The sequence below is a fragment of the Nocardia asteroides genome, from assembly GCA_019930625.1.
GTDB classification, from domain to species: Bacteria; Actinomycetota; Actinomycetes; order Mycobacteriales; family Mycobacteriaceae; genus Nocardia; species Nocardia sputi.
Window position 1 is genome coordinate 6,590,395 of sequence record CP082844.1, and the last position, 12,224, is coordinate 6,602,618.

Annotated in this window: 8 protein-coding genes; 1 reads left to right on the forward strand and 7 read right to left on the reverse strand. The window is 68.7% G+C overall.

Annotation, left to right across the window (positions count from 1 at the left end; all coding sequences use genetic code 11):
- Window positions 1–398: 398 nt before the first annotated feature.
- Window positions 399–560 carry a hypothetical protein gene (locus K8O92_29795; GenBank protein UAK31884.1) on the reverse strand — a complete coding sequence of 54 codons (162 nt, stop codon included), beginning with the start codon at window positions 558–560 and terminating at the stop codon, window positions 399–401.
- An 897-nt stretch (window positions 561–1,457) separates the two neighbouring features.
- Here K8O92_29795 and K8O92_29800 point away from each other — a divergent pair.
- Window positions 1,458–2,534, forward strand: coding sequence for a hypothetical protein (locus tag K8O92_29800; GenBank protein UAK31885.1), 1,077 nt, complete (start codon window positions 1,458–1,460; stop codon window positions 2,532–2,534).
- A 31-nt stretch (window positions 2,535–2,565) separates the two neighbouring features.
- On the opposite strand, the gene K8O92_29805 is transcribed toward K8O92_29800, so the two are convergent.
- From K8O92_29805 to K8O92_29830, 6 genes are all read right to left on the reverse strand, one after another.
- Window positions 2,566–3,252: a PAS and ANTAR domain-containing protein gene (locus K8O92_29805; protein ID UAK31886.1), complete on the reverse strand. Its 687-nt coding sequence runs from the start codon at window positions 3,250–3,252 to the stop codon at window positions 2,566–2,568.
- Between the two features lie 412 nt (window positions 3,253–3,664).
- Window positions 3,665–4,669 (reverse strand): hypothetical protein, encoded by a 1,005-nt coding sequence (locus K8O92_29810; protein ID UAK31887.1) that lies wholly within the window; start codon window positions 4,667–4,669, stop codon window positions 3,665–3,667.
- 360 nt (window positions 4,670–5,029) lie between these two features.
- Window positions 5,030–5,284: a S1 RNA-binding domain-containing protein gene (locus K8O92_29815; protein ID UAK31888.1), complete on the reverse strand. Its 255-nt coding sequence runs from the start codon at window positions 5,282–5,284 to the stop codon at window positions 5,030–5,032.
- 258 nt (window positions 5,285–5,542) lie between these two features.
- A complete protein-coding gene (locus tag K8O92_29820) occupies window positions 5,543–7,144 on the reverse strand; it encodes a carboxylesterase family protein (protein ID UAK31889.1) in 1,602 nt (533 codons plus the stop codon).
- Window positions 7,145–7,621: 477 nt separating this feature from the next.
- Window positions 7,622–11,938, reverse strand: coding sequence for an aminotransferase class I/II-fold pyridoxal phosphate-dependent enzyme (locus tag K8O92_29825; GenBank protein ID UAK31890.1), 4,317 nt, complete (start codon window positions 11,936–11,938; stop codon window positions 7,622–7,624).
- Window positions 11,935–12,204 carry an acyl carrier protein gene (locus K8O92_29830; GenBank protein UAK31891.1) on the reverse strand — a complete coding sequence of 90 codons (270 nt, stop codon included), beginning with the start codon at window positions 12,202–12,204 and terminating at the stop codon, window positions 11,935–11,937. Before K8O92_29830 ends, K8O92_29825 begins: the two co-directional genes overlap by 4 nt.
- Window positions 12,205–12,224: the final 20 nt, after the last annotated feature.

Here is a 12,224-nt window from a genome sequence, read left to right on the forward strand (position 1 = left end):
GCAGTAGGCAACCACGTGGACAGCACACCGAACGAGCCCCGCAATTCGCGAGACTCGTTCGGGGCGGGCGTCTTCGACGATTCGGCGGAACTCGACCGAACCTTCCATTTCGAACGGCTCGAAGATGTATGTCGCAGAGGCGCTCAGCGAATTTTGTGGCCCTCGTGCTGTCGTGCGCATGCCACGACAAGCGATTTACGTCACCGGCACGTCGGCGCGGCGTTTCCGGCCCTGCGGCGCAAACACTTTCACGGGCGGTATTCGGACTACGGCGCTATAGAGCAGCGCACAGCCCGCAAATACGCGCCGATGCCGCGGCCGCCGATGCCGGCCCGCACACGGCGTTCGTCGCGTACCCTCCGCACGTCGCGAAAGGTGGACGAACCCGCCGGTTCGGGTCAGTTGTGCCGCGGGTCCGCGGCGGAGGTGTGTGGCCGGGTGATCCGGCGATGGGCCATGACTTCGGCCCACCAGCCGCTGAGCGGGCTCGGGTCGGGCCATACGATCCGATCTCGTTCTTCGTCGTCCGCGGCGACGGGCGCTTCGGGCTTCTCGATCACGATGACGTTCCTCTGCGCTGGTGCACGTAGTCGTACACATTCTTGCGGAGAGCCCTCGTGTTCGTGCGCCGCCGGTAATCAGCGACAGAGCGCTTCGAATCGGCTGAACGTCGAGCAGCGCGGGTTCCTCGCCCCGTTTATCGGACGACCGCGCTGTCGATCCGATACCTCCACATTTACCACAGCCCACCTGAAACAAACCGATCTTTTCGGTTTACGATCCGGACACCAAGCGGTTGCTTGGGTGATTGCGGCCCGCTGAACAGTAAAAACGGACATTCGAACAGCTTTATTACACGAAACCGAAAAAGAGCAGGACGCCGAAAATCGCTCACCGCGCCGGGCTCGAGTCGCCCGCCCCCCGACCGCGTTGGACTCCTCGATCCGCGGCTTCGTGCGGCCGGGCCGCCCTTCCTCGCGGTCGGCCGCGTTCGGATCGGCGAAGTTCGCCGGTGCCCGCGGCCTGCGGCGACGGCCCCACCTTTCGCAGGTGGCCGCTCCTCAATGGCCGAACGATTGCCGAACCGGGCAGCGTCGCGGGGCCAACTCTCGCGGATTGATCCCGAGTGGTGACCACCCATCGGCGAGCGGCGCTCACAACCGTCCCCCGAACCTCACCCACCGCCGCTCCGAGCCGATGGAAAGTTGGCCGAAACCACTTCGCGCACAACGAAACAGCAGAATGATCACGATTCCGTACACCGTGCCCGCAGATCCGGGTGCCCTGATTCGGCACGACACGCCGGGGTACTCACCCACTGTGGTTCGCCGAATCGAAGCCTTCGGGACACACGACGAAGTCACTCGAGCGCGAATTTCCCGGGCCGAGCGAACGCTAGACGTTTGCCGAAGCTCCCGAGCGAGAGCGTCCATGGCCAGGGAAACCAGGTGATACCGATGGCGGACCTCCGGCGGATACTCTCGAAGCACGGCCCCTTCGCATCGGTCTGTTTCGACACTTCCCACGACACCGAGGGCGCGGGCGGTCCGTCCGAGCTGCATTGGCGCTCGATCGACGCCGAGCTGGACCGCAGCGGGGCCCGGCCACGGATCCGGCGGCTGCTGGCCCAGGCGATCACCCTGCACCCAGCGGCGCGAGGGCGCTACGGCAGGCTGCTCATCGCCGACGAGACCGAGGTGCTCGCCGACGAACGCTTGCCTTGGCCACCGGACACCGAGACCGTCCGGGTTTCGCCCCTTCCCTACCTGCTACCCCTCATCGAGATGCAGGCCGAGAAGGTCCCGCACGTCGTCGCACTCGTGGACCGGGTGGGCTCGGAACTCTATTCGCTCGACGGTCATGGCAGCGAACTGGAGGAATCCCTCCGGTGCCTGGACCAGCCGGTGCCCGAGCTCCGGCGCGACGACCGGTCTCGTCGTACGATTCGCCACCACGTCGAGGACACCGCGCATCGCGACATTCGCCAGTTCGCGCACGAACTGGACCGGCTGGCCGACACCGTGCACGCGGAAGTGGTCGTGCTCGCCGGAGAAGCTCGGGCTCGCGCGCAGCTGCGCGGGGCGTTCGACGCGAAGGGCCGGGACGTCATCGAGGCCCGATCCGGCACGCTGACACCGGCTTCGGACCCGAAGGCCCTCGACGCGGAGGTTCGCGACATCCTGCACCGCGTGGTGGCGCAGCGACGCCGTCGGGTGCTCGAGCGCTTCACCGCCGAGATCGAGCGCCCGGACGGCCTGGCGGTGGCCGGGCTGGCCGCGACCACGACCGCGTTGCGCGCCGCCACCGTGGAGCGACTACTGCTGGACCGCACGGCGCTGGGCGACCGCTTGGTGCTCGCCGGTACCGCGCCGAACTTCGTGATCGGCTCGGCCACGAACGGCTCGACCGGTGAGATGCGCCGCGCCGACGAAGCCCTGCCGGTGGCCGCGTTGGCCATCGGGGCCGAGATCACGCTGGTCGACGCCGTGGCCGGCCTGCGCGACGGGGTCGGCGCCGTGCTGCGCGGCCACTAGGCCGGAATCGCGTGGTGCCGACGATCCGACATCACGACTTCGGGACGCGCTCGTGCAGAGTCAGCAGCATGTGGTCGAAGGCGGTCTGCACCGATGGCGGAGCCGGGGGCAAGTCGTCGATCTCGGCGATGAGCTGGGCGGCCAAGTCGCGCAACTTGACGTTGGTCTCCTGCGAACGCCACTGCAAGACGTGGAAGGCCTGGTCGGCGTTGATCCGGTAGATCCGCATCAGCACCCCCTTGGCCTGCTCGATCAGCGCGCGTGCCTCGAACAGTTTCGGCAGGGTGCCGTCGAGGAGATCCTGCCGCTCCTCGGCGATCGTGGCCGTCAGATCCACGTAGTAACCCGCGGTGCCGACTACGGTGCCGTCCTTGTCGGTCATCGTGTCGCCCAGCACGATGACGTGGTGCGGCGCACCGGCGGTGTCGATGATGCGGTGGCGGCTACAGAACGGTTCGGCGTTGCGAACCGACTTCTCGATCGCCTCGGCGACATGATCCCGGTCCTCGGGGTGTTTGTGCGCGAGCAGCAACTCTGTCGTCGGCGTCACCGTGTCGGGCGCGTAGCCGTGCATCGCGGCGACTTCGTCCGACCACTCCCACCGCTGATCGGCGAACCAGAACCGGAAGCTTCCCGTCGTCTGGGGCGTCCCCGCCCCGACCACCCGGGCTACCGCTCCTTCAGCCGTGTCCACGATTCGGTCGCCCGATTCGTTCATCGCGTCAGTATGCTCCTACCTGCAGCGTCTCACCGTGAATCCCGCCGATCGAAGCGCAACGTCCCGACCGCTCACCTCCCGAGGTGACAACATCATCTTATTCTGCGGGGGACGCGGTTCACGCCGAGTAACACCAGAACTCGGCTATTGCCCGAGGGGGTCTCCGCACCCGGATCGCGGCGCCGACGACGACAGTGGCGACCGGCCCCTCGCATCGGTACGCGGCGCGCCGGATGCCCGCGCACGTGCTGCCGGGTAACTCATGACGACCCCGACGTGGTGGTCGGGCCGGAGTCGGGAGTCCCGCGCCGAGCCGCACCATGCGCCGTACGCCCGGCCGCGATGGTGATGGCGGCGGTTCTCACGACGCGGCGGTTCTCACGACGCGGCGGTTCTCACGACGCGGCGGTTCTCACGACGCGGAACAAAGGCCGCGTGCGTCGATCTCGTTGACAGCCGCCGCGGCTCGTGCCGCCGCACCCCGGGTATGCCACCACCGCCAGCGATCCGTATCCAGCGCCCGCGCCCGCTCCACGAGCGCGGGCCAGTCGTCGAGGTCCGGCCGGCGGTCGAGGGTGAGCGCCATGCCCGCGGCGGCCAGAGCGCGACCGGTCGCGTGCTGCTCGCCGAACGGGCGCTCCGCCGGGATCAGGATGGCCGGTTTGCCCGCGGCGGCGATGTCGGCGACAGCGCTCTGACCGGCGTGCGAGACGATCACGTCGGCCTCGCACAGCTGCGGCCACGGGTCGTCGACCCAGTCACCCGATCCGAGAGTGCGCCACCGGTATCGGCGGTGGCGCTGCGCGCACGCGCGAACCATCGCTGCGGTGAACGGTGCGCCGCCCGCTCCCGCCAGTACCAGGACCACAGGGCGCTCGTCCCCGCGGACCGCCCGGGCCGGCACGCGCTCGGCGAAGCGGGTGATGCCGCCGACGTAGTGGGTCTTGTCGGCATACGGGTGCAGCCACGACGGGTCGTAGAGCCCGCGCGGCCACGCCGCGATCAATCGTTCGGCGATGCGGTGCAGCATCTGATGTGCCGGGTCCGTCCGGGTACCCGGCAGCGCCATCGCCACGACCGGCACACCGTGCAGCCTGGCCAGCAGCGCCACCTCCACCGACACGTCCACCACCAGGGCGTCGGGGCGGGTGTCGGCGATCCAGGCGGCGACCGCCGCCATCCGATCGGCGAGGCCGGGATCACGGCGTGGCACCCAGTGCAGCATCCCGCCCGCGGTCGGGTCGTCGGCTCCCGCGGCCCGGTCGCCTGCGGGCAACTCCACCGTGTCGTCGAAGCCTTGGTGGCTTGCCGGCGACAACGAGGACAGCGCGACGACCGGTTGATCGATGTGCGCGCGAATACATTGCGCTCGCAGCAGGTGCCCGCAGCCGTGGTGATGGATGTAGTAGCCGATCACGCCGCCCCCGGATTCGCCGACGGTGACCGCGCGCCGATCAGCGCGCGGAAGCGGCGGGGGTCGAGCCTGACAACCATGGCATCGGGCCTTCCGGGACTGAGGGCTGACGTGTGCCGGTTCTACCCAGGCAAATGTCTAGCAAACATTCATGAGTGCCGACGCGGCATGGAAGGCACGAGGTCGACCGCCCAGCATCGGCGGACCTGGGCACAGGCCCGCGAACCAGCCGAGATGCGCGGGCGTGGCCACCGCGACACCTCCGCTCGAGCCTCCACGAGAGTGAGCCTTCACCCGAGGGCGGATAGGCTTACGGACGTGCCGGGGCAGGTGGAGTCTGCCCCGGCACGCCCGCGTGGACCGTTATTCAGCGTGCGCCAGAGCCACTCGCTGCCTCTCGGTATCGATATCGAGGATGCGGACCGTCAGAGTGGCGCCGATTTGCGGCTCGGTGGACCACTCGGTTCGGTGCAGCAACCCGTGGATTCCTGGAGCGACCTCCAAGAACGCGCCGAACGGCACGATCTCTACGACAGTCGCCTCCAGCACTCTGCCCTGAGCGTGCGCGGCGACGAAGTCCGGCCAGCCGCGCTGCTGCGGCGTTTCCGAAGGGGACATATGTTCACCTCCTTCCGATGTCCCTGTAGTACATGGGATTTCGCGAAGAAGGAGGGCGGGCCCCTGGCCCGCCGGATGATCACAGCGCGGCCGGGCGACCGTTCTGTGCGCGGCGTGTCGCCGACCCGGCAGTCATGACGACGACCTTAACTCAGCACATCACGCGCGGCAAGACCGGCCTACGCCGATGCGGGAATCACTGCCCGCGAACACTATTCACCGAATCGCGGAGATCGCTTCGATCGACGCGGGCGGGGCTCAGCGTTCCCGTTCGGACCAGAACGCACAGTGGTGCCTGATGGCGAAGTCCTCGATTACGACGCTGCCGGTTGCCCGCATGAGCAGCGTCGGCCCGTCGGAACTCTGCCCTGCCGACTCCGGCCACGCCGGCCATTGGGACGCGCCTGGACCGTTCGGGTCACCGGTATGGGCGAAAGTGGTCCACCATCGTTGCATTTGCGCCGCGAACGCGGCGGACGCCCCGGTCCATGGGATGGGCACTCCCATGAGACCGGTGAACAGATACGGAAGTTCGGCGGCGTGGAAGGCGCCGGGCAGGACCGGATCGGCGTCGCCGAACGGCGCCTGATCGAATTCGTACTGCCACAGGGGATGTCCCGTGTCGCGCGCGGTGCGGCTGGTGAACAGCGCGGGACAAGCGAGAAGACCGTCGGTGATCACCGCGGTCTGAGCGGCTGCCGGTGAGGGATACCGATCGAGGGGGTAGCGGGCGAGTACGCGATCGGCATAACCGCCGAATGATTGGCGGACGTAGCGCTCGTAGCTCGCCGCGTCCGGGACGTGGCCGCGGGCGTAATCGGATTCCGCGACGAACAGCGCGCCTTCCGCGCTGTTGCTCCCCACGATGAGCGGTCTCTTGCGCTTGTCTCCTGCCAGGGCTTCGGCGAGTGTGCGGGTGACGACGACGCCGTCGATGCTGGGCACCCAGACGGGGGTCGGCCCGTCGAATCGGACGGTCGGCGAATCCAGGAGCTTCGCGGCGGGAAGCGCGCGAAGGCAGCTCGAACGTGTCGCGGCGTCGCCGCATCCGATGCTCTCCGCGTAGCGCTGTGAGCGTGCGAAGGCATCGTCCCGATTGCCGGGGACCAGCGGTGACTGTGCGCACGAGCCGCTTTGGACGATCGCTTTGGCGAACAGATCGTCGGAGCCGGGTGCGGCGAAATGTGTGCAGACGCTTCCGCCACCTGCCGATTCACCGAAGATCGTGACAGTGCCCGGATCGCCGCCGAAGGCACGCGCGTTCTCGCGCACCCATCGCAGAGCGGCTTGCTGGTCCTGGATGCCGACCGTTCCGGTGGCCCCGCCGGACTCGGCGGCCAGTTCCGGGAGCGACATGAAGCCGAACGGGCCGAGGCGGTAGTTCGGGACTGCGACGATGACGTCGCCGTCGGCGACCATCCGCGTGGGGGCGTCATATTGACTGTTGGAGCCGGTGACGTAGCCGCCGCCGTGGAGAAACACCATGACCGGCAACAGTCGGCCGGGTGCCCGGTCCGGCGCGTACACATCGATGGTCAGGCAGTCCTCGCTGGTGGGGCCGGTCGGTGGTAGGCCGGGCAGGTAGCCGTTCTGCGGACATTGCGGACCGTGGTGGTGAGCAGGCCGCACGCCGGGCCACGGCGGTACCGGACGCGGGGGGCTGAACCGCGCTCCGCCACCGGTGGGGGCCGCGAAGGGAATACCCAGGTATTCGACGATGCCGTCGGCGGCGTGGCCGGAGATCTCGCCGCCGGTCACGATCACCACCAGCGGCATGGACGCCACCGCCGGAGTACTCGCCAACCCCAGACCGCCGGCGAGGATCAGGGAGATCGCGGCTCGCACGCTCGAGCGAATCATGGCTGGCCAATACCTCCGATGCGGTCGCTACGGTCGGCGGCGAGGTTTCGTCCTCGTCCGCGGTAGCCGGCACGATCGGATCGGTCTCGCGGTGGTTTCCGATGCGGTGCCGCAAAGCCCACTCGAAACGAGCCGAATCGCCGCTCGAACCCTCACCCGGCGGATCACACGCCTGTGGCGCCGTAAAACATTCCGGCCGTACACGTCGACGAGGTCCGTACCCGCCCGGCGCCTGCGGCAGCGAACTCGTGCCCGGCCCTCATCGCCCGCCCGGACTCCAGACCCGCGAAGCCGCCGCTATGGGCTCGAGCTGGAGTAATGGCATCTCGGACCGATGCTACAGCGGTCCGGGGCACGTGGAGGTGCACGACGCAGCGGGCGACGAGCCGATGACGTCGCCGTCATCGACACGGCCACCCCGGCCGCGCATCCGTCTCGGACGCGCTGTCGGCGGTCGCTGACCGGCCGGCTCGCCGGTCAGCTCTCCGCGAGCAGGGCGAGTTCCTCGGCGAGAACCTTGACGGTCTCGCGAATCTGGTCCTCGGTGTGGCAGGCGGTGACGAAGAACCGCAGCCGTGCGAGGTCTTCCGGCACCGCCGGATACAGGATCGGGTTGACGTTGATGCCGCGGCGCAACAGCGCGTTCGACAGTCGCAACGTCTTCATCGAGTCGCCCACGATGCACGGGATGATCGGCGTGTCGTGGCTGTCGCCGGCGTCGACCCCCACCTCCCGGGCCAATCGCAGGAACAGTCGAGAATTGCCGCGCAGACGTTCCAGGATGGCGCCTTCGGACCGCAACTGACGGATCGCCGCGGCCGAGGCGGCTGCGTTCATCGGCGTCATGCCGACGCTGTAGACGAATCCTGGCGTCGTGTACTTCAGGAATCGGATCAGTTCCGCGCTGCCCGCGACGTACCCGCCACAACCGGCGAGCGCCTTCGATGTCGTCCCGGACCACAATTCGACGTCGTCGCGATCGACGCCGAAATATTCGCCGATTCCACCGCCGCCCGCGCCGAGCACGCCGACGCTGTGCGCCTCGTCGATCATCAACAGCGCCTTGTGCTTCTTCTTGACGGCGATGATCGCGGGCAGATCGGGGATGTCGCCGTCCTGGCTGTAGACGCCTTCGATCAGGATCAGCACCCGCCGGTACTGATGGCGGATCTCGGTGAGCAGTTCGTCGAGGGCGGCGTGATCGTTGTGCGGGAACGGGCGGCGGGTCGCGCCCGACAGCTTGCAGCCTTGCATGATGCTGTCGTGCGCGAGGCTGTCGTGGATGACGAGGTCCTCCGGTCCTACCAGATGCCCGATGATCGTGACGTTCGTGGAGTGGCCGCCGACCAGTGCGATGGCGTCCTCGGTGCCGAGCAGGGCCGCGAGTTCGGCCTCGAGTTCGCGGTGCACCGGCTTCTCGCCGGAGAGGATCCGGCTGGCCGAGCACGAGCTGCCATAGCGGGCCACCGCGTCCTGCACGGCGGCGACGACCGCCGGATGGCCGGACAATCCGAGGTAGTTGTAGCTGGAGAAGTTGATCACCGAGGCGCCGTCGATGACCGAGGTGTCCTTGGTGACACCGTCGTTGACCAGGAAGTAGGGATTGGACAGGCCGAGCGATTCGGCGCCGGCGAGCCGGTCCGCGATCGACTTCACCTCCGCGAAATCCGAGATCCGGTACTCCGGCTCGGCGACCTCACACGACGGTTCGGGCATCCCGCCGGCCGCAGGGCCGGCTGCCTGCTGCGGGACGGGCGCACCCACTCGACCGGTCAGGTAGGAGGTGACGTCGCCGAGCGTCGCCGTGGGCGTGAATCTGCTCGGGTCGACGGTCAGGCGGGGTAGCTTGCGAACGAGCGCGGCGATCAGGTCGGTCAGCATGAGCGAGTCGAAGCCCAGGTCGTCACCGAGCGTCTGGGCATCGCGGAGCCGGTCGGCCGGGAATCCGCTCACCCTGGAGAACTCCGCGCGCACGACGCTCGCGACGGCTGCGGGGGGCATCGGCGGGTCCGCGGTGGCCGTGCCCACCGCGGTCGTCGGGGTCACGATGTCGTGCGGTGTGACCGTCTCGGTCGCGACCGGCGCCGCCCCTCTGGGCTGTGGAACGTGCCCGGCGGACGGAGCGCCGACCAGACTCGCCAGGACGGCGTTCTGTTCGCGGAAGAGTGCGATCAACTGGTCCATGGAGGTTTCCTCGGATTGAGCGGAAGGCGTTGCGGTATTGCGTGATTCGACCCAGAACCGTTGGTCGGTGGAGAACTCGTATCCGGGCAGCCTGCGGCGGACGCGCTGCGCCGGCTCGTAGAGCCGGTCCCAGTCGGGGTCGAGTCCGTCGCGGTACAGAGCGGCGACGGTCTCGGCGAATGCGCCGCCTGTCGCACCTGGTCCCGGGCTGGGCGTCAGGCAGCGCGCCGCCAGATCCGGGCGGGTCCGGCCGACCATCGTGGCCAGGACACGACGCGGCCCGATCTCGACGACGTGGCTGGGCTCGGTGCCGAGAGCGGCTTCGATGGCCTCGCCGAAGCGGACGGTGGCGCGGACGTGCTCGACCCAATACGCGGCGTCCATCGATTCGCTGGCGTCGAGCAGGCGACCGTGGACGGTCGAGTAGAGCGGAAGTGCGGGTGTGCGATAACCGCATTCGCGGGCGACTGCCTCGAACTGCTCCAGCATGGGTTCCATCAGCGGGCTGTGGAAGGCGTGGGAGACGTTGAGGACCGTGGTCTCCACCCCGCGAGCCGTGAGCGCGTCCCGCCCCCGGGTGATCGCCGATGCCGCACCGGAAAGCACGATCTCCCGCGGTCCGTTGACGGCGGCGAGCGCCATCTCCGGTTGGTCGGCGAGCAATTCGGCGACCTCGGCCGCGTCCGCCCGCACGGCGAGCATCGCCCCGCCCTCCGGCAACCGTCGCATCAGCTCCCCTCGTGCGACGACGAGGCGGCACGCGTCGTCCAGGTCGAACACTCCCGCCACCGCCGCGGCCGCGAACTCGCCGATGCTGTGCCCGATGACCCACGCGGGCCGGACGCCGACGTCGGCCAGTGCCTTGGCCAGGGCGTACTCCATCGCGAAGATCGCCGGTTGCGCGAGATCGGTGCGGTCGATCTCGGTGTGCTCGTCGAGCGTCAGCTCACGTACCGAGTGACCGAGATGAACCGTCATGACCTGGTCCACCATCGCCAGAGCGTCCCGGAACAACGGGACTTCCGCGTCGAGCGCGCGCGCCATGCCTGTGAATTGCGAACCCTGGCCGGTGAACATCCAGCCGACGCCGACCGGTCCCACGACCCCGGTGTCCGCGCCGGCGCGCAGCCGCGCGACGGCGGCGTCACGGTCGGCGGCCACGACGGCGAGCCGGGCGCGGCCGGAGGACTTGACCTGGTTGCTCGTCCAGCACAGTTGCGCGAATTCCTCCGGCGGGGTGGAACCCAGCGCGTCGGCCAGGCGACGGGCGTTGCGCCGCAACCCTTCCTCGTCGTTCGCCGACAGCGTGAGCACGCCGCCCCCGGAGGACGTGGGGGTCTCGGCGGCAGGAGCGCTGCCCAGCACAACATGGGCATTCGTGCCGCCGATGCCGAAGCTGCTGACTCCCCCGTATCCGGGTCCCTCCAGCGGCATCGGTTCGGTGAGCAGACGCAAACCCTGCTCGGCCATCCGCAGCCGCGGATTCTCCTGATCGGCGAACCTCGACGGCGGGACGATACCGTGCCGCAAGCTGAGAGCGACTTTGAGCAGGCCCGCGACGCCCGCCGCGCCTTCGGTGTGACCGAGATTGCCCTTGATCGATCCGACGCCGCAAAGCCGCCGCCGGTTGCGTGCGTGCAGCTGTCCCAGTGCTTTGACCTCGATCATGTCGCCGAGCACCGTTCCGGTGCCGTGTGCCTCGAGGAAGTCCACCTCCTCGGGCCGTACCCCGGCGCGCTCGCACGCCTCGCCGATCACCTGCTGCTGCGCCCAGCGGTTCGGCGCCGTGATGCCGTTGCTGCGCCCATCGGAATTGACCGCGCTGCCCTTGATCACCGCGTAGATCGGCAGACCCGCGGCCTGCGCGTCGGCGAGGCGCCGCAGCACGAGCACCGCGACGCCCTCGCCGCGCACGATTCCATCGGCGTTGCCGCTGAACGGCTTGCACCGCGCGTCCGGCGCGGAGAGACCGGCCTGGGTGTAGAACACCCCGACGGCGGGCGTGAGCACCAAGTTGACACCACCGGCGACCGCTTGATCGCATTCGCCGGAAGCCAGTGCGCCGCAGGCGAGGTGGATCGCGACCAGCGACGACGAGCACGCCGTGTCGACCGCGACACTCGGCCCTTTCAGGTCGAACTGGTAGGACAGCCGGTTGGCGGTCATGAAATATCCGTTGCCGGAACCGTGCTGCGGGGTGATCGCGGCATAGTCGCTCATCTGCAGGTTGGCCCATTCGTTGGCCATCACCCCGACGAAGACCCCGGTACGGGAACCGGCCTCGGCGCGCGGATCGAGCGTGGCGTCTTCGAAGGCCCGCCAGGTGGCGTGCAGCAGCAACCGCTGCTGCGGATCCATCGCCTCGGCTTCGCGCGGGGTGATGCCGAAGAATTCGGCGTCGAACGCGTCCGCGTCGTCGAGGAAGCCGCCGCTGCGGGTGTTGATGGTGCCGGGGGCACCGGCCGGATCGTGGTACTCGGCGGCATTCCAGCGGCTCGCCGGAACCTCGGAGATCACGTCACGTCCGTCGATCAGCAGCCGCCACAGCGCGGCCGGATCGGGTGCTTGCGGGAATCGGCAGTCGAGGCCGACGATGGCGATGTCGGTCATGCGGCAAGGGCGAATTCGGTGGCGATGTAAGCGGCGATGTCGGCGATGGTGGGGTACTCGAAGACCAGGACCGGGTCGACCTCGAGTGACCATCGGTCCTCGATCTCGCCGCACAGGTTCACGGCCGAGACGGAGTCCAAGCCCAGTTCGGCGAGCGGGACGACCGGATCGACGTCGCGGGCCGCGCGTTCGGTGTAGTCCGCCACGCGCTCCACGAGCCAATCCTCGATCGTCGTCGTCGGGCGAACGGCTGTGGTGCTGAACATGTTTCGGCTCCTCGGCTGGT